The sequence below is a fragment of the Enterobacter sp. BNK-29 genome (assembly GCF_048684785.1).
Taxonomy (GTDB): Bacteria; Pseudomonadota; Gammaproteobacteria; order Enterobacterales; family Enterobacteriaceae; genus Enterobacter; species Enterobacter cloacae_M.
The window spans coordinates 3,978,090-4,003,231 of record NZ_JBLQTU010000001.1 but is presented as its reverse complement, the minus strand read 5'-3'; the positions used below and the strand labels follow the sequence as shown (position 1 = coordinate 4,003,231).

The following is a 25,142-nucleotide window of genomic DNA, read 5'->3' as shown; positions in this document are numbered from 1 at the left end:
ACGTTCCGCTGGCCGGCGATAAGGCAAACGAGGGTGAGAATGATTGATTTCGCACGCAAACCAGGACGGCAGCAAGCCGTAAAGCTGAATTTCTTCGAGGTGATTCTTCGCCGCTTATGCTACCTGCTAGCGCAAAAGGGGAATCCAGATGTGTAACTCAACAAAATGCGGGTACTGCAGCAAGCCGGTTGAACCGGAGAAAGTAGTCAAAAGTACCCTTCTCTATCGCAACGGCGCACAACTGGCGCGCAAAGAAAAAGAATACTGCTCTAAACGTTGTGCTTCGTATGACCAGATGGCACACGAGGCATAACGTAAAAGCCGCGCAAGGCGGCCCGTACGTCCGGTGCTCCCGACCAAAGTTACACCGGAAAACTACTTAAAAAACCAAAGTTCACCCAATGGGCGCTTTCTCTGGCCCGGGGATCTTACATCCAAAAAAGAGGATCTCACATGGAATTTTTCTATGTAGTGAAGGCTACGCAGAAATCTGGCAAAGAAGACGCAGTGATTTGGTTCACTGCGAAATCTGAAGCCCGTGCCAACCTGCAGCTCGATGTCGAGCTGGAAGATGCCGGTATTGAAACCGGACGCGGTAAGGATTACGCCAAACCGGTTCGCACCGATTTCCCGGTGTATAACGACCTCCCGGAAGAAAGCACCGTGGATTACACCTGGTGCAAACGCTACGAACTGCAGGACGATGGACGCACCTGGCTGCCAAAGGCTGGTGCTGAGTCTACTGGACCCGTGGACAACTTTGCCGCACCGGAAACTACCGTTAAAGTCGAAACTACCGCCGAGAGTGTCCCGCTTGAAAACCGCACTCCAGCGGTTCGTTATGCCGTCCACCTGACCAGCGACAAATACCAGTCACACATCACTAAAGAGAAGCAACTGGCTGCCAGCGAAATGTCACTGGATGAAGGCAACACTTATCTCCAGAACCTGCTGCTGGCGAAGAACGACATCCCTGAAGTTGCCGAGCTCAGCCTGAACGCTGAGTGGAAACTCGTTCAGGCGATAAAGCAGGTCTTCGCGCCAGATGAAGCGCACGAAACTGAAATTATCGCTGCATTCATGGCTGACTGGGCGAGAGCAGATGCCGGCGACCGCAATCAGTTAGTTGAAGAGTGGAGAAGCGGAAAGCTTAATCTTCTCAAATCAGAAAGCGCCAGCGAGACCGGTGTTACAACCGATCAGGTTCTGGAACCTGATAACGGTATCCAGATTGACGAGAATGATGACGAAACCACACGTTATCCAGTCGTTCGTATGCCGTTCCGCAAGCAGCTACTCGCCCAGTTCACCGCCGACGATCTGCGCCACCACTTAACCCGCGAAGAATACGAAGGTATCAGCGCTCTGGAGATGGACACTGACAACAGCTATGTCCAGAACCTGCTGCTGGCGGCAGAAAACTGCGAAGAGGTTAAGGGTTACGATACCAAAGACCTGTGGCGCTATACCGATGCTATTCGCAAAGTGTTCAGCCAGGATAAGCGTCACGAACTCGCTTTGGTTCTCCGTTTCACCAGAATCTGGGCGGCGACTGATTATATCAATCGCGGCGTTCTAGTTCGCGAATGGGGTACCGGTAATCGCATCAGTAATGTTCAGCGCACTGATTCTGGGACCAATGCAGACGGTGGCTATGTAACAGATCGCGGCGAAGGCGCGCATCACACTCTGGACACCCTCGATCTTGAGATCGCATGCGCCCTACTGCCAATGGACTTCCACCACTTCGAAATTCCTTCGAGCGTGTTACGACGAGCCAAAGAAATCGTAGCCAAGAAAGAAGAGCCATGGAAGTCATGGAGCGCAATCCTGCGTAATCAACCAGGCGTACTGGCGGTGAACCGTGCGGCAATCTTCAATCTGATCCGCATCGCACCAGAAAACATTCATCACACACCAGCGGCTCATCTTGAGTTTGTGAATAAAACCATGACGGCTGAGTTTAACTCTGCTGTGGAGTTACTGCCGTTACCAGCTCCTGCTGTTGAGACTGAAACCCCAGCAGAACATCCGCAGGTTGAAAACCTCGGCAGTGGCGTGTTCTCCATCGGTGGCCTGATGGGTGGAAATACCGAACCGGTCGTCGATACCTCCTCAAATGAAGTCGAAAAAACGGAAAACACAGCGGAGACCACCAGCGATGTGCAGATGGAAACGGCTAAGCCAGAGAAAGACGAAGATGTTGATTCGGTACCACCGGGCAAAAGCACTGATGCAGCTAATTCGCAGACAGATTCCGTAGCGCCGGAAGATCAACAGTCAGAGCCAGTAATCGAATACCCGGCCTACTTCGAGCCTGGCCGCTATGAAGGTCTGCCGAATGATGTTTATCACGCAGCAAACGGTATTAGCTCAACTCAGGTAAAAGATGCCAGGGTCAGCCTGATGTATTTCAATGCGCACCATGTGGCTAAAACTATCCCGCGCACAGCATCCAAAGTTCTGGACATGGGGAACCTGGTGCACGCCCTTGCACTGCAGCCGGAAAACCTCGAAGCAGAGTTCAGCGTAGAACCTGAGATCCCGGAGGATGCTTTTACCACCACCGCAACCCTGCGCGAGTTCATCGACGCTTACAACGCCAGCCTGCCGACGCAGCTAAGCGCTGACGAGATAAAAGCGTTGCTTGAACAACATAACGCATCCCTTCCCGCTCAAGTGCCGCTTGGAGCCAGTCTGGAAGAAACGGCTCAAAGCTATATGGCTCTCCCAGCTGAGTACCAGCGTATTGAAGAAGGCCAGAAGCAGACAGCAACAGCAATGAAGGCATGCATTAAAGAGTACAACGCCACCCTGCCCGTGCCGGTTAAAACCAGCGGCAGCCGTGATGCGTTACTTGAGCAATTAGCAATCATCAATCCAGACCTGGTGGCGCAAGAAGCGCAGAAACCGACACCGCTGAAAGTGTCCGGTACCAAAGCAGACATGATCCAGGCAGTTAAATCAGTTAAGCCCGATGCCGTGTTCGCAGACGAGCTGCTGGATGCCTGGCGCGACAACCCTGGCGAAAAGATTCTGGTTACCCGCCAGCAACTGGCCACAGCGCGGGCAATTCAGTCTGCACTCCTGGGGCACCCGACCGCCGGCATGCTGCTGACACATCCAAGCCGCTCCGTTGAAGTGAGCTATTTCGGTTTCGACGACGAAACCGGATTAGAAGTGCGTGTACGCCCTGACCTCGAGATTGAACTGGACGGCGTGCGCATCGGTGCTGACCTGAAAACCATCAGCATGTGGAATGTGAAGCAAGAAAGCCTACGCGCCAGGCTGCACCGGGAAATCATTGACCGGGACTACCACCTCAGTGCGGCTATGTATTGCGAGACCGCGGCGCTGGACCAGTTCTTCTGGGTTTTCGTCAACAAAGACGAGAACTACCACTGGATCGCCATCATTGAGGCGTCAACCGAACTGCTGGAACTGGGCATGCTCGAGTACCGCAAAACGATGCGCGCCATTGCCACAGGTTTCGACACGGGCGAATGGCCAGCGCCGATCACTACCGATTACACCGATGAACTGAACGACTTCGACCTGCGCCGCCTCGAAGCGCTGCGCGCTCAGGCTTAAGGGGGATTTATGCATAACACTAACGTTACAATTGCTGACCAGAACACCGTTATTAACTCCAACGTGGCTTTGTTTGATTCCCAGTATCTGAACGCCATCAGCACGTTCGCGCAGATTATGGCGCAAGGCACTGCCACCGTTCCTAAGCACCTGCAGGGCAATCAGGCCGATTGCATGGCTGTAGCGATGCAAGCGGCACAGTGGCAGATGAATCCCTTTGCCGTGGCGCAGAAGACGCACCTGATTAACGGTGTGCTCGGGTATGAAGCGCAGCTGGTTAATGCCGTCATTTCACGCAGCGGCATGCTGGCCAGCCGTTTTGAATATGAGTGGTACGGGCCATGGGAAAAGGTCGTTGGAAAATTCCATATCCGTAAAGGAGACAAAGGCGAGTACCGCGTCCCGGGCTGGACCCTGGCTGACGAAGCCGGGATCGGCATCATTATCCGCGCAACGCTTAAAGGCGAAGATCAGCCGAGAGAACTCGATTTGCTGCTGGCTCAGGCCCGAACCCGAAACTCAACCCTTTGGGCTGACGACCCTCGCCAGCAGCTGGCGTATCTGGCAGTCAAACGCTGGGCGAGACTGTTCTGCCCGGATGTGATTCTGGGCGTCTACACCCCGGATGAACTCGATGATCGCCGTGAAGAACGAGAGGTAAACCCCGTACCGACGCAGCACGTAAGCCTTGCAGACATTTCAGGTGACAACGTCACTACCACTCAAACGGCTCAGGAATCAGCTCAAAACATTGATGCACTTGCTGATGATTTTCGTGATCGCATCGAGGCGGCTCAGGATGTGGATAGCGCTAAAGCTCTGCGCGCAGATATTGAAACCGTCAAAGCAACGCTGGGTTCTGCCCTGTTCACTGAGCTGAAAAACAAGGCCGTGAAGCGTTATTACCTGGTTGATGCACGGAACAAAGTCGAAGCAGCCATCAATTCCTTGCCACCTTCAGATGAGCCCGATGCAGCTGCGCGATTCGCAGAAGTAGAGCGCGTTCTTGCATCGTCGAAACGCCATCTGGGCGACGAACTGCATAGTCAGTTCAGCATCACCCTGGCGGATATGAAACCGGAATATTTGGGCTAACGAGATTGGGAGGGGAAACCCTCCCTGCATCGTCGAAACGCCATCTGGGCGACGAACTGCATAGTCAGTTCAGCATCACCCTGGCGGATATGAAACCGGAATATTTGGGCTAACGAGATTGGGAGGGGAAACCCTCCCTCAAGGAGAAGAAATGCGACTGATTAATCGAGGCAGTAAGCAATCCCCTTTAGCTCGCCAGGCATGTGAAATCGCACTCGCAGCCCACCAGCAAAGATATGGTGATTATGGGCGCAGCAAGATGAAAGAGACCTATACGGTAAGAGTGGAAGGCGTGAAGGTCTGGGTTGAAGTGGTCAACTGCAAGGCAAGCTACGTGGCCACAGCAATGACCGGCATGCGCCGACTGCGTTCCCTGCCCGGCCAGGCAAACTGAAACTGAAATATCAACGACTAAAGACCGGCATATCTATACTCATGCCGGTTACCTGAGGTGAACCATGTCGCAGGTAATTTACGATTCTGAATGGGGCGTTGCTTCAAAACTAAAAGAGAAGACAGGCCTTACAGATCGTCAGATTAAAAGCTATCGCCAAACCTCCTGGGTAGAAGGTGTTCATTTTAAGAGAATCCCATTGGATGGAAGCAGCTCCGAAGAGCGAGGACTTGTCTGGTACAACATCCCAAACATTAACAGGTTTGTGAAGGAGGCATAATGGCTGCAATGCCAACGGGTGTTGAGATCCACAACAATAAAATACGAATTAGCTTCAAGTTTCAGGGCGTTAGATGCCGAGAAACATTGAAAGGATGGATCGTAAATGCTTCGAATCTCAAAAAAGCCGGGAATCTAAGGGCCAAAATTGTAAGCGAGATTCAACTGGGCACTTTTGACTACCGGGGCATGTTCCCGGAGTCAAAGGTGTCAGCAAAGTTTTATGCATCTAAAAATATTACGACGTTCTCCGAACTTGCATCAACATGGTATGAAAACCATAAAATCGATCTCTCACCCAATGCCACAAGAAGCTATGGGATAGCTGTAAGAACGTTAACAAAACTAATCGGCCCTGAAACGCTGGTTGCATCCATCACCAACAGCGACATTCTGGGCTGGAGAAAGGAATTACTGACTGGCGAGACTAACTATGCTCCCGATAAGAGGAGAAATAAAACCGGCCGCGCCGTTAGAACAGTAGATTATTATCTGGCCATCCTGCGACAAATCCTCGACTATGCGGTTAAAAATAAAGTCATTTCATATCAACCATATGTCGGGATAAAAAGGCTTCGCAAAGGGCAAACAAAACCAGATCCACTTCTGAGACATGAGTTTGAGCAGTTGAAAGAGACTGCTCCGGCTCAGCAGAAAAACATGTGGCAATTTTTCGCTTATACCGGCGTTCGGCCCGGGGAGCTTTGCGCTCTTGCCTGGGAGGATATCGATCTTAATTCCGGCGAAGCTAACATCGCGCGCAATCTAACTCAGGAAGGCTTGTTTGGACCACCCAAAACCGAAGCTGGATACCGGACGATAAAGTTACTTGAGCCGGCTCTGGAAGCTTTGCGAGCTCAAAAGGAACTTACCGGGAGTGCCCCTAAGGTACCAATCACTTTTCACCACCGGGAGTTCGGTAAAACGGAAACGCAGAAACTGCACTTTGTGTTTATGCCTCGACCTCAGAAAGGCAAGCAAGCTGCGTACTATTCAGTCAGCTCAATTGTGTCACTATGGGATATTACCGTAAGACGATCGGGCATTCGCCGCAGACGCCCCTATCAGCTGCGTCATACATACGCGTGCTGGATGTTGTCGGCAGGTGCTAATCCTGCTTTTATAGCGAATCAGATGGGTCATGAGAATGCAGAGATGGTCTTCCATGTATACTCTGCGTGGATAAATGCTCTCGATAGCGATCAGGTATCATTTTTGAATCAGCGCTTTGGCGGATATGCAAATGCCCCTATAGTGCCCCTGAAGGTAAAAACAAAGTAGTTAATTACTTGATTTTACGGTGATATTTAATGAAAAAGCTGTTTGTGCAGTTTTATCTTTTGCTGTTTGTCTGTTTCCTGGTCATGACCATGCTGGTCGGGCTGGTCTATAAATTCACCGCCGAACGTGCGGGCAGGCAGTCGCTGGACGATCTGATGAAAAGCTCGCTCTATCTGATGCGCAGCGAGCTGAGAGAGATCCCGCCGCACGACTGGGCGAAAACCCTCAAAGAGCTGGATCTGAACCTGTCATTCGATTTACGCATCGAGCCGTTAAAAGATTTTGAGCTGGATCCGCCCGCCATGCAGCGTCTGCGCGACGGGGACATCGTCGCGCTGGACGAGAAATACACCTTTATCCAGCGTATTCCGCGCAGCCATTACGTGCTGGCCGTCGGGCCGGTACCCTATCTCTATTATCTGCACCAGATGCGTCTGCTGGACATGGCGCTGATGGCCTTTATCGCCATTTCGCTCGCGTTTCCGGTTTTTATCTGGATGCGCCCGCACTGGCAGGACATGCTGAAGCTGGAATCCGCCGCGCAGCGTTTTGGCGAGGGGCATTTTACCGAACGCATCCACTTCGACAGCGGTTCCAGCTTTGAACGTCTGGGCGTGGCCTTTAACCAGATGGCCGATAACATCAATGCCCTGATCGCCAGTAAGAAGCAGCTGATCGACGGGATTGCGCACGAGCTGCGCACGCCGCTGGTTCGCCTGCGCTATCGTCTGGAGATGAGCGAGAATCTGACGGAAGCGGAATCTCAGGCGCTTAACCGCGACATCGGCCAGCTTGAGGCGCTGATCGAGGAGCTGCTGACCTACGCGCGCCTCGATCGCCCGCAAAACGAACTGAACCTCAGCACGCCGGACCTGCCTGCCTGGCTGCAAACCCACATCGATGACGTTCAGAGCGTGAACCCACAGCGCACGCTGTTAACGCGCGTCACGCCGGGTGATTACGGCGCGCTCGATATGCGACTGATGGAGCGCGTGCTGGACAATCTGATGAACAACGCCATGCGCTACAGCGAAAGCACGCTACAGATTGGGCTGGATTTGCAGGGCAATCAGGCCAGCCTGACGGTGGAGGATGACGGTCCGGGGATTGCACCGGAAGCGCGAGAAACCGTGTTTGAACCGTTTGTTCGCCTCGACCCTAGCCGCGATCGCGCCACCGGCGGATGCGGCCTGGGGCTGGCGATTGTTTACTCTATCGCGCAGGCGATGGGCGGCACGGTGCATTGCGAAGAGAGCGAGCTCGGCGGCGCACGCTTCTGCTTTAGCTGGCCGGTATACCATAACATCGCCCTTCCCGTCCCTGCCTGACCTTAACCGCACGCTGGCCTGACCCGGCGTGCTGTGCTATATCATAAGTATGTTGTAACTAACGAGAGTGCTTATGGCGACCTACGATCTCCTCGAACGGCTGAACAGCACGTTTCGGGAAATAGAACACGAGCTCCTGACCCTGACCGAACGTTTGCAGAACTGCCGCCTGCTGGCCGCGCGCGTCTTTACCCTGCCCGAGGTGGCTAAAGGGGCCGAGCACGACCCGCTGGACACCATCGCGGTTGAACAGCACATCGGCAGCGCCGCCCTTGAGCTGGCGCTGAAGCACTACCGCCGCCTGTTTATCCAGCAGCAGTCAGAAAACCGCAGCAGTAAGGCCGCCGTGCGTCTGCCTGGCGTGATCTGCCTGCAAACCGATGCGACAACGCGCGACGCGCTGGAAAGCCAGATTACCCATATCAACACCCTGAAAGCGGCCTTTGAAAAGATCATCACCGAGGAGTCCGGCCTCGCCCCTGCCGCCCGGTTTGAATGGGTGCATCGTCAGCTTCCCGGGCTGATTACCCTGAATGCCTATCGCACGCTGACGGTACTGCGTCACCCCGCCACGCTGCGCTTCGGCTGGGCGAATAAGCACATCATTAAAAACTTCACCCGGGATGAAATTCTGGCGCAGCTGGAAAAAAGCCTGAAGACGCCGCGCACCGTCGCGCCGTGGTCTCGTGAGCAGTGGATTGAGCGCCTGGAGCAGGAGTACCACAGCATCGCCTCGCTTCCGGCGGACACGCGCCTCAAGATAAAGCGCCCGGTGAAGGTACAGCCTATCGCCCGCGTCTGGTATTCCGGCCAGCAAAAACAGGTTCAGTATGCCTGCCCTACGCCGCTGATTGCGCTTTATGATGCCGATCGGGGGGCTATCGTGCCGGATATTGGTGAGTTGCTGAATTACGATGCTGAAAATGTCCAGCACCGTTACCGACCTCAGGCGCAGCCGCTGCAGCTAATTATTCCGCGGCTGCACCTGTACGTGGCGGGATGACTATTTCAGGCTGCCGACCATCGCCTCAGGGCGCACCCAGGCATCGAACTCTGCCTCCGTGAGATAGCCCAGCGCCAGGGCGGAGGCTTTCAGCGTCAGCCCCTCTTTATGCGCTTTTTTAGCGATCTCGGCGGCCTTGTCGTAGCCGATATGGGTATTCAGCGCCGTCACCAGCATCAGGGATTCATTGAGCAACTGGCTGATACGCTCGCGATTCGGCTCAATACCTACCGCACAGTGCTCGTTAAAGCTCTCCATCCCATCCGCCAGCAGACGAATCGATTGCAGAACATTGTGGATCACCATCGGGCGATAGACGTTCAGCTCGAAGTTGCCGGACGCACCGCCCAGGTTGACGGCCACGTCGTTGCCCAACACCTGACAGCAGAGCATGGTCATGGCTTCGCACTGGGTCGGGTTCACTTTACCCGGCATGATGGAGCTGCCCGGCTCGTTTTCCGGAATGCTGATTTCACCGATGCCGCAGCGCGGACCCGAGGCCAGCCAGCGCACGTCGTTGGCGATTTTCATCAGCGAGGCCGCCAGCCCTTTCAGCGCGCCGTGGGTGTGGACCAGCGCATCGCAGGTCGCCAGCGCTTCAAACTTGTTGGGCGCCGTGACGAACGGCTGCCCGGTGATGTTTGCCAGCTCCTCCGCCACGCGCACCGCGTATTCAGGATGGGTGTTTAACCCGGTACCGACCGCCGTCCCGCCGAGCGCCAGCTCCGCCAGGTGCGGCAGGCTGTACTCAATATGCTTCAGGTTATGTTCCAGCATCGCCACCCAACCGGAAATCTCCTGGCCGAGCGTCAACGGCGTGGCGTCCTGCAGGTGCGTACGGCCAATTTTGACGATGTCGCGGAAGGCCTGCGCTTTCTCGTTGAGCGTGGATTTCAGGACGTTGAGCTGCGGGATTAGCTGCTCGCGGATAGCAATCACCGCCGCCACGTGCATCGCCGTCGGAAAGACGTCGTTAGAACTTTGGCTTTTGTTGACGTCATCGTTCGGATGGACCTTACGCTCCATGCCGCGCACGCCGCCCAGCAGTTCGCTGGCCCGGTTCGCCAGCACTTCGTTCATGTTCATGTTGCTCTGGGTGCCGGAACCGGTCTGCCAGATGGCGAGGGGGAATTCGTCGGGATGCTTACCCGCCAGCACTTCGTCGGCGGCGTTGATGATGGCGGTCGCTTTGTCTGCCGTCAGCAGGCCTAAATCCTGGTTCACTTTCGCGGCGGCGCGTTTGGTGAGCGCCAGCGCCTGAATCAGCGAGACGGGCATTTTTTCGGTCGAAATACGGAAGTGCTCCAGCGAACGCTGGGTTTGCGCGCCCCATAGCTTATCGGCCGGGACGTCGATGGCGCCCATCGAATCTTTCTCATGGCGTACCGTGGTCATTACTTTCTCCTTGATAACAAAAGAGGGATTGCTCACATGCTTAAGGGATAAGTATTGATGACTTCTGAGAAACGATATGGCGCTTTGTGCGCTCTTTTTGATGTCGGGTGGCGCTGAAGCTTACCCGACCTACCAGACACGTAGGCCGGGTAAGGCGCAGCCGCCACCCGACAATTTACAGAATTACTTCACGCACGCCGAGCACTGGGACGACTGGATCTGCTTGAAGAAGTCGTTGCCTTTGTCATCCACCAGGATAAACGCCGGGAAGTCTTCCACTTCAATTTTCCAGATCGCTTCCATACCCAGTTCCGGGTATTCCACGCACTCCAGGCTCTTAATGCTGCCCTGCGCCAGAACCGCAGCCGGGCCGCCGATGCTGCCGAGGTAGAAGCCGCCGTGCTTGTGGCAGGCGTCCGTCACCTGCTGGCTGCGGTTGCCTTTCGCCAGCATGATCATGCTACCGCCGTTGGCCTGCAGCTGGTCAACGTACGAGTCCATACGCCCTGCCGTGGTTGGGCCTAACGAGCCGGAGGCATAGCCTTCAGGCGTTTTCGCCGGGCCGGCGTAGTAGATCGGGTGATCTTTAATGTACTGCGGCAGCCCTTCGCCGTTGTCCAGACGCTCTTTCAGCTTCGCGTGCGCGATGTCGCGACCCACAATGATCGTGCCGTTCAGCGAGAGACGGGTCGAGACCGGATACTGCGAAAGCTGCGCCAGAATCTCTTTCATCGGACGGTTCAGGTCAACGCGAACCGCTTCACCCTCACCCGCTTTGCGCAGCTCTTCCGGGATGTATTTGCCCGGGTTGTTTTCCAGTTTTTCGATCCACACGCCTTCGCGGTTGATCTTCGCCTTGATGTTGCGATCCGCAGAGCAAGAGACGCCCATCCCGACCGGACAGGAGGCACCGTGACGCGGCAGACGGATCACGCGCACGTCGTGGGCAAAGTATTTGCCGCCAAACTGCGCGCCGAGGCCCAGATTGCGCGCTTCTTCCAGCAGTTCCTGCTCAAGCTGTACGTCGCGGAACGCCTGGCCGTGCTCGTTACCTTCGGTAGGCAGGCCGTCGTAGTATTTGGTTGAGGCCAGCTTGACGGTTTTCAGCGTGCTTTCCGCCGACGTACCGCCAATCACAAACGCGATATGGTACGGCGGGCACGCCGCGGTGCCGAGGGTGCGCATCTTTTCAACCAGGTAATTTTTCAGCTTGCCCGGGGTGAGCAGCGCCTTGGTTTCCTGGTAGAGATAGGTTTTGTTGGCTGAACCGCCGCCTTTGGCGATACAGAGGAATTTGTACTCGTCACCGTCGACGCTGTAGAGATCGATCTGTGCCGGCAGGTTGGTGCCGGTGTTGACCTCTTTGTACATATCCAGCGCCGCGTTTTGCGAATAGCGCAGGTTATCTTCGGTGTACGTGTTGTAGACGCCGTGCGCCAGGGCCGCTTCGTCACCGCCGCCGGTCCAGACGCGCTGGCCTTTTTTACCGACGATGATCGCCGTGCCGGTGTCCTGACAGGTAGGCAGAATACCTTTCGCCGCGATGTCTGAGTTACGCAGGAACTGCAGGGCAACGTATTTATCGTTTTCGCTAGCCTGCGGGTCGCTCAGGATATCGGCAACCTGCTGCTGGTGCGCAGGACGCAGCATAAACGAGGCGTCGTGGAAAGCGTGCTGCGCCAGCAGCGTCAGCGCCTGCGGATCGACCTTGAGGATCTCTTGTCCTTCAAACTCAGAGACGGAGACGTGATCGCGGGTTAACAGATAATACTCGGTCCGATCCTTACTTAGGGGGAAAGGATCCTGATAATGGAAGGGTTTATTCGACATTGGTCTCTCACTTACTGCTTCGGTCTGTTTATTCAGGGCAGATGTTCCGCTGCCCGGCTTAAAAGCGAGTCAGCTTATCCTACACAATTTTTTAACAAAAACTGAGACTAGTACGACTTTTTACATCCACAGGTTACTTCCATGAGGTTTATTGCTTTAATACCCGGAGTTAATTCCACAATTGAATCAGGGCTTGATAATGCAAAAACTCATTAACTCAGTGCAAAACTACGCCTGGGGAAGTAAAACTGCGTTAACGGATCTCTACGGTATCGCGAACCCGAAAAACCTGCCGATGGCAGAACTGTGGATGGGGGCGCACCCGAAGAGCAGCTCAAAAATTGAAGACGCCAGCGGCCAGGTACGCAGCCTGCGTGACGTGATTGATGCCGATAAAGCCGCGCTGCTGGGCGACAAGGTGGCTCAGCGCTTTGGGGAACTGCCGTTCCTGTTTAAGGTGCTGTGCGCCGACCAGCCGCTCTCCATCCAGGTTCACCCGAACAAGAAAGCCTCTGAAATCGGCTTTGCGAAAGAGAACGCGGCGGGTATTCCGTTAGACGCCGCCGAGCGTAACTACAAAGATCCTAACCACAAGCCGGAGCTGGTCTTTGCGCTGACCCCGTTCCTGGCGATGAACGCGTTCCGCGAGTTTTCAGAGATCGTTTCTCTGCTGCAACCGGTCGCGGGTGCCCACAAGGCTATCGCCCACTTCCTTGAAAACCCGAACGCGGACGCGCTGAGCCAGCTGTTTGCCAGCCTGCTGAATATCCAGGGTGAAGAGAAATCTCACGCGCTGGCGGTTCTGAAAGCGACGCTGAACACGCAGCAAGGTGAACCGTGGGAGACTATCCGTCTGATCTCCGAATTCTACCCGGACGACAGCGGCCTGTTCTCCCCTCTGCTGCTGAACGTGGTGAAGCTGAACCCGGGCGAAGCGATGTTCCTGTTCGCTGAAACCCCGCACGCCTACCTGCAGGGCGTGGCGCTGGAGGTAATGGCTAACTCCGATAACGTGCTGCGCGCGGGCCTGACGCCGAAATACATCGATATTCCTGAGCTGGTTGCCAACGTGAAGTTTGTGGCGAAACCTGCCGCGGAGCTGCTGACTCAGCCGGTGAAAAACGGCGCAGAGCTGGACTTCCCGATTCCGGTTGAGGATTTTGCTTTCTCCCTGCATGACCTGAGCCAGGCCGAAACCGCCATCGCGCAGGAAAGCGCGGCGATTCTGTTCTGCGCCGAGGGCGAAGCGACGCTGCGCAATGGCGAACAGCGTCTGGTGCTTAAGCCCGGTGAGTCAGCATTCGTTGCAGCCAATGAATCACCGGTTAGCGTAAGCGGCACCGGTCGCCTGGCGCGCGTTTTCAATAAGCTTTAAGCACTTACTGAATTTTTTAACAACTCTTGCTAAGCTAGTTGCAGGCTTAATATCTCCAGGCGGTTTTTACCGCCTGGTTTCATTTTAGGGATAGTCGCAATGAAAAAATCGGTCGTAGCGGTTGGAGTGATTGTAGCGTTAGGCGTGGTCTGGACGGGTGCCTCCTGGTTTACCGGGAAACAGCTGGAAGGCCGTCTGGCTGAGATGGTGGCGCAGGCTAACGGAGAGATTAAGCGCAGCGCGCCGGAGGCGGGCCTTGAGCTGAGCTACCAGAATTATCATCGCGGCGTGTTTACCAGCAGTATGCAGCTGGTGGTGAAGCCAGTTGCCGGTGCTGAAAACGGCTGGCTGAAACCGGGCCAGAGCGTGGTGCTGGATGAGGTGGTGAGCCACGGTCCGCTGCCGCTGGCGCAGCTGAAGTCCTTTAACCTGATCCCGTCGATGGCGTCCGTTCATACCGTGCTGGTGAATAACGACGTCACCAAACCGCTGTTTGACCTGGCGAAGAATGAATCGCCTTTCGATATTAATACCCGAATTAGCTATGCCGGTGACACGAGTTCCAATATTGCCCTGAAAGCGCTGAACTACGAGAAAGAGAATGAGAAAGTCGCCTTCAGCGGCGGTCAATTCAAACTTGACGCTGACCGAGACGGAAATGTGTTCTCCCTGACGGGTGAAGCGGAAAGCGGTCTGGTCAATGCCGTGAACGAATATAACCAAAAGGTTCAGCTCACCTTCAACAACCTGAAAGCCGACGGCAACAGCCGAATGACCGATTTCCAGGAGCGTATCGGCGATCAAAAACTCTCTCTCGACAAGGTAGCCATTGCGGTTGAAGGAAAAGAGATGGCCGTGCTGGAAGGCATGGACGTCAACGGCAAATCCGACGTTTCCAAAGACGGTAAAAGCATCAACACGCAGCTGGATTACACGCTGAAGAGCCTGAAGGTGCAGAATCAGGATCTGGGCACCGGCAAGCTGTCGCTGAAGATCGGCAATATCGACGGCCAGGCGTGGCACGAGTTTAGCCAGAAATACAGCAAAGAGAGCCAGGCGCTGCTGACCGATGCCGCACTCCAGCAGAACCCTGAGGTGTATCAGCAGCAGGCGATGGCGGTACTGTTCAACAACCTGCCTGTCCTGCTGAAAGGCGAGCCGGTGATCACCGTTGCGCCGCTGAGCTGGAAAAACAGCAAAGGCGAAACCAGCTTTAACCTGTCGCTGTTCCTGAAAGATCCGGCAACCGCAACGGGTGAACCGCAGACGCTGGCGCAGGAAGTGGATCGCAGCGTGAAGTCGCTCGACAGCAAGCTGACCATCCCGATGGATATGGCGACCGAGTTTATGACCCAGATTGCGAAGCTGGAAGGCTACGGCGATGAAGACGCCGGCAAGCTGGCAAACCAGCAGGTGAAAGGTCTGGCGGCAATGGGCCAGATGTTCCGCATAACCAAAGTGGAAAACAACACGATCTCCACCAGCCTGCAGTACGCCAACGGCCAGGTAACGCTCAACGGCGACAAGATGCCGCTGGAAGACTTTGTCGGCATGTTTGGTATGCCGACGCTGGGGATGCCGGAACCGGCTGCACCGGCAGCACCGGCGGCACCGGCGGCACCGCAGCAGTAAACAGCAAAACCCCTCACATGAGGGGTTTTTTATTGCCCGCTAACTTTTCCATCCCGCCAGGAAATCCAGCAGAAGCGCGTTCACTTTCTCTGGCTGCTCCTCCTGCGGCAGATGGCCGCACTCATCAATCCCCTGCGCCCGCAGGTTATCCGCCATTTCGGCCCAGACGCTTTCCATATCGAAAAGCTTGCCGACCGCATGAAAATCATTACCCCACAGCGACATTACCGGGCAGGTGATTTTCACCTCAGCGTCAGCCATATCCTGCGCCACATCCTCTGCGTTGGCGCGATAGTCAGCCATTGCGCCACGCACGGCACCCGGCGCCTGATACGCCCGAACATAGGTGTCAAACGCCTCGCCGCTGATGGTCGACGGATTGTAGGTCCAGTCCGAGAAAAAGTGGCGCAGCCAGATATGCTCCCGACCGGCAATCAGGGCTTCCGGCAGGTCTGGCACAAGATGAAACAGGAAGAACCAGTACGCACGCGCAATCGACGCATTCAGATCGCGCGCCACAATACGCGTTGGCACGTTATCCATCACCACCAGTCGATCCACCAGCTCAGGGTAATCTTTTGCAAACCGCGTCGCGACGCGCGCCCCGCGATCGTGCCCCACCAGCACCACTTTCTGTAAACCCAGGACACGCATCAGTTCCCGGATGTCCCGCGCCATGTTGCGCTTATCATAGCCAGAAGCAGGTTTATCCGTTTCGCCATACCCGCGTAAATCCGGTGCAATCACGCGGTAGTGCCGGGACAGTACGGGTATCTGGTAGCGCCAGGCATAGTTTGTTTCAGGAAAACCATGCAGGAGAATAACCGGTGCACCTTCACCCTCTTCAACCACAAACTGACGGATACCGCTTGCCGTTACGGTGTAACTTTTCATGCTCGTCACCTCACTTTATTTCAGCAGAGGCACGTTGGCCGCACGCTGATAAGGACCGTAATTGACAGGATTCCAGCTATAGCCCTGCTGCAAGGCGGTGATATGCCCGATACCGGGGAAAGGCAGATGCGCTGCGGCCATCCACTCAACGTCTTTCGCCAGCGCGTTAAACTCCTGCGCCCTGGATGAGATGGCTTTTATCGGATCGACATCAAAGCGAATAGACACTTCAGGGTGCGGGAACTGGACGGCAGGAGCATGAATCAAATCCCCAATGAAGTTGATAGCCGTCCCCTGCGACGCGAAGCGATAGACGGTACTGCCAGGCGTATGCCCAATGGCATATGCCGTCTGGACTTCCGGGACAGGCGAAGCTGGCGGGACGAAGGTTTTAAGGTGCCCGGCGGCTTTATACGCGGACAGCGCATTCCTCGCGATAGCGAAATACTCCCTCGCATTAGCAGGCGCGCTCGCTTCTTTTGCGGGATCAAGCCAGTAGTCGGCCTCCCCCTGCGGTACGTAGACGGTGGCATTGGGGAACAACGCCTTACCCTCTGCATCGCTCAGACCGCACACGTGGTCAAGATGCAGGTGGGTCAGAAAAATGGTATCAACCTGCTCGGGACGGTACCCTGATGCGTTCATATTGCTGACCAGCTGGCCGGCCGTTTCCGCCATGCAGTGGCCACCCCCGCTGTCAATCATGACCAGGTGTTTACCGGTATTCACCAGAAAGGCGTTAAAGGCGGTAGGCATGCGTTCGGCATCAATTTTGTGTTGAGCCAGCAGTTCGCGAACCTTGTCGCCTGAGAGCCCGTGTAGTAAGGCAGGCGAAAGATCGTTATAGCCGTCGAACAGCGCCGTCACCTCATATTCCCCGACCGCCAGACGATAATAGCCCGGAACCTGCTGTTTCACCTGCGCCGGGGCATCTGCCCACGATGTGCCTGCCAGGAGCAGGCCGCTGAGCGCCAGAACCGTTTTCAACTTTTTCATCTTCACTCCAGATTGATATTTTTCAGGTTGTGAAGAGACTATGGCAGCGTAACGATAAATAATGTAGATATGTACTTTGATAAGTCAGCATAACGAAAATCAATGCAATGAAACTGGAAGACGTTGAAGTGTTTGTCGAAGCCGTCAAGGCGGGTAGCCTGGCAGGCGCCGCGCGTCGGCTCTCTGTGAGCGCCATGGCGGCATCACGGTCTCTTAATAATCTTGAGGCTGAACTGGGGGTCAGGCTGGTGCACCGCACCACGCGTTCCCTCTCACCCACCAGCGATGGGGCCGTTTTTTTGCCCCATGCGCAGGCGTTGCTGGAAGATAAAAATAACGCGCTGGCCGATCTGTTTCCCGAGGGGACGCACCTTTCCGGACGACTGCGCATTACCGCCTCAGCGGGGTTTGGCCGTAAGATCGTTGCTCCCATGCTGACCCGGTTCATGCAGCAACATCCCGCCCTGCAGGTCGATTTGCTCGCCACCGACGAACAGGTTGATATTGTCGGAAAAGGCATAGACGTGGCGTTACGCATTGCGCCGCTGCGCGATAACCGGCTGGTTGCCCATCGCCTGTGTCACAACCCTCGCGATCTCTGCGCCAGCGCGGCGTATCTTGCCGCGAATGGCTATCCAAAATCGTTTAACGATCTGGCGGCACACAGCTGTCTGACCACGTCAGATACCGTCCACTGGTCATTCGAACAGGGCGAACAGCGCTACAAACAAAAGGTTTCGGGCCGATTCTCCGCGAACTCTATTGAGGCAATTTTCGAAGCCTGCCTGGGAGGGATGGGCATCGCCAATTTATCCCGCTGGTACGTAGAGCCGGCGTTCAGAGAGGGTAAACTCGTGCGGATCGTCCTGGAAGATGCCCAGCCGGAATCGCTGGCCGTATGGGCGGTTTACCCGACCTCCCGGCTGATCCCGGCAAAAGTACGAAAGTTTGTGGAAGCGCTGGAAGCCGAACTGTTGCTCAATCCGCTAACGCAACCCACCTGATATTATTTCACCGTCACTAACCGCGCCGCCACAATCTGGTGTCCGGCCTGAACGTCCGTGTTGTCGATGCGCTGCATGATCCTGTCCGCCAGCGTGTAGCCCATCTCCCGCGCAGGGGTGGTAGCCCAGACGATCGGCAGATCGTCTAGCGCGTTTTCACCGACGTCGGCGAACGCCCCGAGCGCCACCTGGTGGCCGAAGAAAGTTTCCACCCCGCCCTCGCCGCTCTGACGCCCGGCGCGGATCAGGCCAAACCAGGCGCCCATGGCAATCACATCGTTGTAGCAAATCACGGCGCTGATCGTCGGACTGCTGCGCAGCAGCGCGCCTATCGCTTCCGCCGCTTTCTTCTGGCTGGATTCACACTCCACTACCCATTCGCTGTGGAACGGCAGGCCGTATTTAATCAGCGTCGCGCAGTAGCCGCCGACCCGCTCGGCGCGGGTCAGGGACGAGCTTTTCCCGCCCAGCCAGGCGATGCGCTGATGCCCGCGACGAATAAGATGCTCGGTCAACATTTGTGCGGCCTGCATGTTATCCGGGCGCAGCGTATCGGCCTCGTCCAGGTAGCTGGCGCGCGAAGCAAACACCAGCGGCACGCCTTTTTCGGCGGCGCGCTCGCACAGCTCGCTGCCCACGCCCGATGCTCCGGCGACGATCACCCCGTCCACCCCCTGGTTCAGCAGCATATCGAGCCGGGAGAGAAGCTGATCGGCCTCGCGACCGCCGTGCAGAAGAAAGACCATCCGCCCCTGCGCTTCAAGCGCTTCGGTTAACCCGGCGGTCAGCTCCGCATAGAAAGGTGACGTCAGGTCGCGAACAATCAGGCCAATCACACCGCTTTGCCCGCCGCGCAGCGCCGACGCCTGACGGTTACGCACAAAACCCAGCTGCTCAACCGCCTCGTTAACCCGCTGACCGGTCGCAGGAGAGATGCGCCCTTTTCCGCTTAGCACCAGAGAAACGGTGCTGACGGAAACGCCCGCCGCCAGCGCGACATCGTTGATGGTGATTTTTTTCGCTACAGCCATGTGTTGGCGTGACTCCCTGAAATGAGATCGGTAAAACGTTTTATCAATACGTTATCTTTATACTACCAGTCAAAGCCTGAGAATGTGATTTAGCGCGCACTAAACTTTGATAAAACGTTTTATCTTCTCGCAGCATTGAAGCAGGCAAACTGATTTTAACAATAAAGGAGTCGTTTTATGACGGCGAAAGCAGCACAAAAAATATCGCTGTGGGAATTTTTCCAGCAACTGGGTAAAACCTTTATGCTGCCCGTGGCACTCCTCTCGTTCTGCGGGATCATGCTCGGGATCGGCAGCTCGCTGAGCAGTAAAGACGTCATCACGCTGATCCCGTTCCTCGGTACCCCGGTGCTGCAGGCGATCTTCATCTGGATGAGTAAAGTCGGCTCCTTTGCGTTTAGCTTCCTGCCCGTGATGTTCTGTATCGCTATCCCGCTGGGCCTGGCGCGCGAGAACAAAGGCGTCGCGGCGTTTGCCGGGTTTGTGGGCTACGCCGTGATGAACCTGGCGGTTAACTTCTGGCTGACCGCGAAAGGCATTTTGCCGACCACCGACGCCGCCGTGCTGAAAGCCAACAACATTCAGAGCGTGATCGGTATCCAGTCTATTGATACCGGGATCCTCGGGGCAGTGATCGCAGGTGTGATTATCTGGATGCTGCACGAGCGCTTCCACAATATCCGTCTGCCGGATGCCCTGGCGTTCTTCGGCGGTACCCGCTTCGTGCCGATTGTTACCCTGGTGGTGATGGGCCTGTTTGGTCTGATCATTCCGCTGATCTGGCCGGTCTTCGCTATGGGCATCAACGGCATCGGCCGCATCATCAACGGCGCGGGAGATTTCGGTCCGATGATCTTCGGCACCGGCGAGCGTCTGCTTCTGCCGTTTGGCCTGCAGCATATTCTGGTGGCCCTGATTCGCTTCACCGAAGCGGGCGGTACCATGGAGGTGTGCGGTCACGACGTGAGCGGCGCGCTGACCATCTTCCAGGCGCAGCTGAGCTGCCCGACCACCCACGGCTTCTCGGAAAGCGCCACCCGCTTCCTGTCCCAGGGTAAAATGCCTGCGTTCCTCGGCGGCCTGCCGGGTGCCGCGCTGGCGATGTACCACTGCGCGCGCCCGGAAAACCGTCATAAAATTAAAGGCCTGCTCATTTCCGGCGTGATCGCTTGCGTCGTGGGCGGTACCACCGAGCCAATCGAATTCCTGTTCCTGTTCGTCGCACCGGTGCTGTACCTCATCCACGCGGTGCTGACCGGTCTGGGCTTTACCGTGATGGCGGTGCTGGGCGTGACCATCGGCAACACCGACGGCAACGTGATCGACTTCGTGGTGTTCGGGATCCTGCACGGCCTGTCCACCAAGTGGTATCTGGTGCCGGTCGTGGCGGCTATCTGGTTTGCGGTGTACTACGGCATCTTCCGCTTCGCCATCACCCGCTTTAACCTGAAAACGCCTGGCCGCGATACCGATACGGCGAGCAGCGTTGAACAGGCGGTTGCCGGGACCGTGGGCAAATCCGGCTACAACACACCGGCCATTCTGGCGGCGCTGGGCGGCGCGGATAACATCACCTCGCTCGATAACTGCATCACCCGCCTGCGTCTGTCGGTGGCGGATATGTCAAAAGTGGATACCAACGCCCTGAAAGCCAACCGGGCCATCGGCGTGGTACAGTTAAATCAGCACAATTTGCAGGTGGTTATCGGCCCGCAGGTCCAGTCGGTGAAGGATGAGCTGGCTACCCTGATGCGAACAGTTGAAGCCTGATGCCTCAGCCCCCTCTCTTGAGGGGGTTTTACTTTAAGGACTCACGTCATGTTTGATTTTTCTACCGTCGTGGATCGACACGGCACCTGGTGTACGCAGTGGGACTACGTCGCCGACCGCTTTGGCGCGGCCGATCTGCTGCCCTTCACCATCTCGGATATGGATTTCGCCACTGCGCCCTGCATTACCGACGCGCTGCATCAGCGCATTAATCACGGCGTGCTGGGCTACAGCCGCTGGAAGAACGATGAGTTTCTCGCCGCCGTCGCGCACTGGTTCCAGCAGCGCTTTAACAGCACGATTGATACGGAAACCGTCATTTATGGTCCTTCCGTTATCTACATGGTGTCAGAGCTGATTCGTCTCTGGTCACACCCCGGCGATGGCGTAGTGGTTCACACCCCGGCATACGACGCGTTTTACAAAGCTATTGAAGGGAATGCGCGTCATGTGGTGCCCGTGGAGATGGAAAAGCATGCCGCAGGCTGGCAGGGAAATATGGCGGCGCTGGAAGTGGCCCTGGCGAAACCTGAAAACAAAATTTTGCTGCTGTGCAGCCCGCAAAACCCGACCGGCAAGGTCTGGACGCGGGACGAGCTGACGCAGATGGCTGAACTGTGCGCACGCTATGACGTGGCGGTTATCAGCGATGAAATCCATATGGATATGGTGTGGGGAGAGCATCGTCACACGCCCTGGAACGCGGTGGCGCGCGGTAAATGGGCGCTTCTCACCTCCGGCTCGAAAAGCTTTAATATTCCGGCGCTGACGGGCGCTTACGGCCTGATCGGCGATGAAGCGAGCCGTAACGGTTATCTCAGCGCGCTAAAAGGCCGGGACGGACTCTCTTCCCCTTCCGTGCTGGCGCTAACGGCGCATATCGCCGCCTATCAGCAGGGAGCGCCGTGGCTGGATGCCCTGCGGGGATATCTGGAAGAGAATCTGTTGTATATCGCGCAGGAAGTAAACCGCGCCTTTCCGAAGCTGAACTGGCAGCCGCCCGAAGCGACCTACCTGGCCTGGATTGACCTGCGCCCGCTGAAGATTGACGATCGGGCGCTGCAAAAAGTGCTGATCGAGCAGCAAAAAGTCGCCATCATGCCGGGATATACCTACGGCAAAGAGGGAAACGGCTTTGTTCGCCTGAACGCCGGCTGTCCGCGCAGCAAGCTTGAACAAGGGGTGCAACGCCTCATTGCCGGGATTAACACGCTCCTGTAATCAATTTGCGCAACGGAATATTCCCTTGCGCAAATAGCTTTTTACCCCGTTTTGTTTTTATAATATGGCGCACTTTAACCAGAAAAGAGTGCGACCATGATTGATACACGCCTGCCTTTAACTGATATTCATCGTCACCTTGACGGTAACATTCGTGCCCAAACCATCCTCGATCTTGGCCGCCAGTTCAATTTAACGCTTCCTGCGCAGACGCTTGAGTCTCTGATCCCTCACGTACAGGTGACCTCCAATGAGCCGGACCTGGTCAGCTTCCTGAGCAAACTCGACTGGGGCGTGAAAATGCTGGCCTCGCTGGATGCCTGCCGCCGCGTGGCGTTTGAAAACATTGAAGATGCGGCCCGTAACGGCCTGCATTACGTCGAGCTGCGCTTCTCGCCGGGCTATATGGCGATGACCCACAACCTGCCCGTTGCAGGCGTGGTGGAAGCCGTGATTGAAGGCGTGCGCGAAGGATGTAAAACCTTCGACGTTCAGGCCCGTCTGATTGGCATTATGAGCCGTACGTTCGGCGAAGCCGCCTGCCTGCAGGAGCTGGAAGCGCTGCTGGCCCATCGCGATGCCATCACCGCCGTCGACCTCGCCGGTGACGAGCTGGGCTTCCCGGGCAGTCTGTTCCTCTCCCACTTCAACCGCGCGCGCGATGCCGGCTGGCACATTACCGTGCATGCGGGTGAAGCGGCTGGCCCGGAAAGCATCTGGCAGGCCATCCGCGAGCTGGGCGCCGAGCGTATCGGTCACGGCGTGAAGGCGGTAGAAGATCGCGCCCTGATGGATTTCCTGGCGGAGCAGCGTATCGGGATTGAGTCATGCCTGACGTCTAACATTCAGACCAGCACCGTCGCAACGCTGGCGCATCATCCGCTGAAAACGTTCCTTGAGCACGGCGTGCTGGCCTCACTGAACACTGACGATCCGGCGGTACAGGGCGTGGATATCATCCACGAATACAACATCGCCGCACCGCAGGCGGGTCTGAGCCGCGAGCAGATCCGTCAGGCGCAGATCAACGGGCTGGAGATCGCCTTCCTGACGCCTGAAGAGAAGCAGGCGCTTAAAGATAAAGTGGCTCGCGGTTGAGCATTTGCCGGGTGGCTCTGCGCTTACCCGGCCTACAACAGCCCTTAAAGCTTATGCCAGACAGAGCGTGGCGCGATGTTTGGCAGATTCAATACCCAGCTCAATCAGCTCCATAATCTGAATCGCCTGGCTGGCCGGAACCGGATTTTCGCCAGTGCCGTTCAGCGCATCGCGGATGCCCGCGTAATAGGCCGGATAGTTGCCCGGGATCGTCAGCAAGGTCTCCTCAACGAGTTCCTCACCTTCCACCCGCGTTATCACGCCGTCGCGCATATCATAGCCCCAGTCTTCCTGCGGCAAACGTTCGCCGCTTTTCAGCCGGTCCTCCTGCGGATCGAGGCCAAACTTCACGTAGCTCCCGCGCGTGCCGTGAATAATATAGCGGGCCGATTCCGCGGCCGCGACCATCGTGCCGTGCAGCACAATCCGCCGCTGCGGGTAGCTGAGCACCGCGTGGAAGTAATCGGTGGTCTGCGCTCCGGGCCGGAGCTGGGCCAGATCGACCGTCATGCTCACCGGCAGACCAAAAAGATTGACGGCCTGGTCCAGCAGATGCGGGGCTAAATCGTACCAGATGCCGCTGCCTGGACCAGCCTGCTCGCGCCAGCGGTTTCGTACCTGCGGACGGAAGCGGTCAAAGTGCGATTCAAAAAAGAGGATCTCCCCTAGCGTGCCTTCACTGAGAAGCCTTTTTACCGTCAGAAAGTCGCTATCCCAGCGGCGGTTATGAAACACCGACAGCAGCCTGCCGAGACTCTTTGCCAGCGCATCCAGCTCGCGAGCCTGAGACAGGGTGACGGTAAAGGGCTTATCGACCACCACGTGTTTACCAGCCTCCAGCGCGGCCTTTGCCAGCGGAAAATGGGTGTCGTTCGGGGTGGGGATAACGATTAAATCAATATTCGGATCGTTGAAAAGGTGTTTTGGCTCAGAGACAACCGGCACGGAAGGCCAGTCGGCATGGACTTTACCGGCATCGCTGCTGGATACTGCCGCCAGCGCCATCCCCGGCGTTCCGGCTATCAGAGGCGCATGAAACGTTTTGCTCGCGTACCCATAGCCGATAAGCCCGACGCGGATATTATCACTCATAGTGCCGTCCTCTTTTATGACGTTCTTATTTCACACTGGCTAGCCTGGCATTACCACAGATTAATAATGTGTCATATGACTTAAAATAGCAGGTTGTACGGGTTGTTTTTGTTACATAGTATTAACCCACTGATTTTGTTTAAGGGAACCGTTCCCAAAGCGCTTGCCGTCGGGGAAACGTCGCTGTAACATTTGCGACCTGTATTTATGGATAAAGTACAACTACGAATCATGACGTCAATTATTAATCGAATCATTGAATTAGCGGGATGGATTGTCCTTGGGGTTTCGGTCATTTTGCTGGGCGTTGCCAGCCATATCGATAACTACCAGCCGCCGGAGCCTGTCACAGTCGCCCAACCTAAGTAACCGGTTACTGCAATAAAGAGTGACATAATATGTCAGTTACTTATTGCCAGCCCTGGTGAACACGGTTAACCTTCTCTTCCAGGCATCGTCTGATGCCTGAATTTCAGCAAAGAAAACTCCTAATTTCGTCGCGTTACCTGAGTGGGCTGTTTACGTCTTTATTAATCCGTTTATTATTCGAACGAATTACCTTAACTGGTATTACTCACTTTTATATGGAAACTTATTAATATGACAGTTCAGGACTATTTATTAAAATTTCGCAAGATCAATTCGCTTGAGAGCCTGGAAAAACTGTTTGACCATCTGAACTACACCCTGTCGGATAATCAGGACATCATTAATATGTATCGCGCCGCTGACCATCGCCGTGCGGAGCTGGTTTCCGGAGGTCGTTTGTTCAACGTGGGTGAAGTGCCTAAGTCCGTATGGCGTTACGTTTTATAAGAAAGTAGCCATCCGCG

Annotated in this window: 22 protein-coding genes and 1 pseudogene; 17 read left to right on the top strand and 6 right to left on the bottom strand. The window is 55.9% G+C overall.

Translation table 11 applies throughout. The features are described from left to right. From ACMGGX_RS19185 to tus, 9 genes and pseudogenes are all read left to right on the top strand, one after another. Window positions 1–156, top strand: a pseudogene (locus ACMGGX_RS19185) (hypothetical protein); the annotation flags it as partial. Further along, window positions 149–313, top strand: a complete 165-nt coding sequence (locus ACMGGX_RS19180) for a YdaE family protein (RefSeq protein WP_420298735.1) — start codon at window positions 149–151, stop codon at window positions 311–313. The pseudogene ACMGGX_RS19185 and the gene ACMGGX_RS19180, both read left to right, overlap by 8 nt. Window positions 314–453: 140 nt before the next feature. Further along, window positions 454–3,591, top strand: coding sequence for a RecE family exodeoxyribonuclease (locus ACMGGX_RS19175; RefSeq protein ID WP_420298734.1), 3,138 nt, complete (start codon window positions 454–456; stop codon window positions 3,589–3,591). A gap of 9 nt (window positions 3,592–3,600) precedes the next feature. Next, window positions 3,601–4,686, top strand: a complete 1,086-nt coding sequence (locus tag ACMGGX_RS19170) for a RecT family recombinase (RefSeq protein WP_143347153.1) — start codon at window positions 3,601–3,603, stop codon at window positions 4,684–4,686. A gap of 151 nt (window positions 4,687–4,837) precedes the next feature. Further along, window positions 4,838–5,080: a DUF4060 family protein gene (locus ACMGGX_RS19165; protein WP_020882485.1), complete on the top strand. Its 243-nt coding sequence runs from the start codon at window positions 4,838–4,840 to the stop codon at window positions 5,078–5,080. A 64-nt stretch (window positions 5,081–5,144) separates the two neighbouring features. Continuing rightward, the gene (gene xisR, locus ACMGGX_RS19160; RefSeq protein WP_047647992.1) at window positions 5,145–5,360 is read left to right on the top strand and encodes an excisionase family protein; all 216 of its coding nucleotides are present in this window, start codon (window positions 5,145–5,147) and stop codon (window positions 5,358–5,360) included. Then, window positions 5,360–6,640 carry an Arm DNA-binding domain-containing protein gene (locus ACMGGX_RS19155; protein WP_420298733.1) on the top strand — a complete coding sequence of 427 codons (1,281 nt, stop codon included), beginning with the start codon at window positions 5,360–5,362 and terminating at the stop codon, window positions 6,638–6,640. Before xisR ends, ACMGGX_RS19155 begins: the two co-directional genes overlap by 1 nt. 29 nt (window positions 6,641–6,669) lie before the next feature. Next, a complete protein-coding gene (gene rstB, locus ACMGGX_RS19150) occupies window positions 6,670–7,968 on the top strand; it encodes a two-component system sensor histidine kinase RstB (RefSeq protein WP_033145344.1) in 1,299 nt (432 codons plus the stop codon). A 73-nt stretch (window positions 7,969–8,041) separates the two neighbouring features. Further along, window positions 8,042–8,971, top strand: coding sequence for a DNA replication terminus site-binding protein (tus, locus tag ACMGGX_RS19145; RefSeq protein WP_420298732.1), 930 nt, complete (start codon window positions 8,042–8,044; stop codon window positions 8,969–8,971). Here tus and fumC read toward each other — a convergent pair whose 3' ends face one another. Beyond that, entirely contained in the window at window positions 8,972–10,366 is a 1,395-nt protein-coding gene (gene fumC / locus ACMGGX_RS19140; protein ID WP_029740298.1) for a class II fumarate hydratase, read from the bottom strand. A 183-nt stretch (window positions 10,367–10,549) separates the two neighbouring features. Next, on the bottom strand, window positions 10,550–12,196 hold the full coding sequence (gene fumA / locus ACMGGX_RS19135; RefSeq protein ID WP_023311463.1) for a class I fumarate hydratase FumA: 1,647 nt from the start codon (window positions 12,194–12,196) through the stop codon (window positions 10,550–10,552). 199 nt (window positions 12,197–12,395) lie between these two features. Between fumA and manA the strand changes: the two genes are divergently transcribed. Further along, window positions 12,396–13,571 (top strand): mannose-6-phosphate isomerase, encoded by a 1,176-nt coding sequence (gene manA, locus ACMGGX_RS19130; RefSeq protein ID WP_420298731.1) that lies wholly within the window; start codon window positions 12,396–12,398, stop codon window positions 13,569–13,571. 99 nt (window positions 13,572–13,670) lie between these two features. Then, on the top strand, window positions 13,671–15,203 hold the full coding sequence (locus tag ACMGGX_RS19125) for a YdgA family protein (RefSeq protein ID WP_420298730.1): 1,533 nt from the start codon (window positions 13,671–13,673) through the stop codon (window positions 15,201–15,203). Between the two features lie 39 nt (window positions 15,204–15,242). On the opposite strand, the gene ACMGGX_RS19120 is transcribed toward ACMGGX_RS19125, so the two are convergent. Further along, window positions 15,243–16,097, bottom strand: coding sequence for an alpha/beta fold hydrolase (locus ACMGGX_RS19120; RefSeq protein ID WP_420298729.1), 855 nt, complete (start codon window positions 16,095–16,097; stop codon window positions 15,243–15,245). Window positions 16,098–16,112: 15 nt separating this feature from the next. Continuing rightward, window positions 16,113–17,093 (bottom strand): MBL fold metallo-hydrolase, encoded by a 981-nt coding sequence (locus tag ACMGGX_RS19115; RefSeq protein WP_420298728.1) that lies wholly within the window; start codon window positions 17,091–17,093, stop codon window positions 16,113–16,115. A 107-nt stretch (window positions 17,094–17,200) separates the two neighbouring features. Between ACMGGX_RS19115 and ACMGGX_RS19110 the strand changes: the two genes are divergently transcribed. Beyond that, on the top strand, window positions 17,201–18,097 hold the full coding sequence (locus ACMGGX_RS19110; RefSeq protein WP_181594965.1) for a LysR family transcriptional regulator: 897 nt from the start codon (window positions 17,201–17,203) through the stop codon (window positions 18,095–18,097). A 2-nt stretch (window positions 18,098–18,099) separates the two neighbouring features. Here the strand turns inward: ACMGGX_RS19110 and ACMGGX_RS19105 are convergent, their stop codons facing one another. After that, window positions 18,100–19,128 (bottom strand): Mal regulon transcriptional regulator MalI, encoded by a 1,029-nt coding sequence (locus ACMGGX_RS19105; protein WP_023311457.1) that lies wholly within the window; start codon window positions 19,126–19,128, stop codon window positions 18,100–18,102. Window positions 19,129–19,305: 177 nt separating this feature from the next. On the opposite strand from ACMGGX_RS19105, the gene malX reads away from it, so the two are divergent. The 3 genes from malX (at window position 19,306) to add (ending at window position 23,217) form a co-directional block, all read left to right on the top strand. Beyond that, window positions 19,306–20,898, top strand: a complete 1,593-nt coding sequence (gene malX, locus ACMGGX_RS19100; protein ID WP_029740306.1) for a maltose/glucose-specific PTS transporter subunit IIBC — start codon at window positions 19,306–19,308, stop codon at window positions 20,896–20,898. 48 nt (window positions 20,899–20,946) lie between these two features. Then, on the top strand, window positions 20,947–22,119 hold the full coding sequence (locus ACMGGX_RS19095; protein WP_420298727.1) for a MalY/PatB family protein: 1,173 nt from the start codon (window positions 20,947–20,949) through the stop codon (window positions 22,117–22,119). Between the two features lie 96 nt (window positions 22,120–22,215). Then, window positions 22,216–23,217 carry an adenosine deaminase gene (gene add / locus ACMGGX_RS19090; RefSeq protein ID WP_045353860.1) on the top strand — a complete coding sequence of 334 codons (1,002 nt, stop codon included), beginning with the start codon at window positions 22,216–22,218 and terminating at the stop codon, window positions 23,215–23,217. Between the two features lie 51 nt (window positions 23,218–23,268). On the opposite strand, the gene ACMGGX_RS19085 is transcribed toward add, so the two are convergent. Beyond that, entirely contained in the window at window positions 23,269–24,309 is a 1,041-nt protein-coding gene (locus ACMGGX_RS19085) for an oxidoreductase (RefSeq protein ID WP_126794313.1), read from the bottom strand. 243 nt (window positions 24,310–24,552) lie between these two features. Here ACMGGX_RS19085 and blr point away from each other — a divergent pair, with 243 nt between their 5' ends. Together blr and ydgT are read left to right on the top strand one after the other, a co-directional pair. Further along, the gene (gene blr / locus ACMGGX_RS19080) at window positions 24,553–24,678 is read left to right on the top strand and encodes a division septum protein Blr (RefSeq protein ID WP_168112406.1); all 126 of its coding nucleotides are present in this window, start codon (window positions 24,553–24,555) and stop codon (window positions 24,676–24,678) included. A gap of 231 nt (window positions 24,679–24,909) precedes the next feature. Next, complete coding sequence (gene ydgT / locus ACMGGX_RS19075; protein ID WP_013096896.1) at window positions 24,910–25,125, top strand: transcription modulator YdgT; 216 nt, start codon at window positions 24,910–24,912, stop codon at window positions 25,123–25,125. Window positions 25,126–25,142 lie beyond the last annotated feature (17 nt).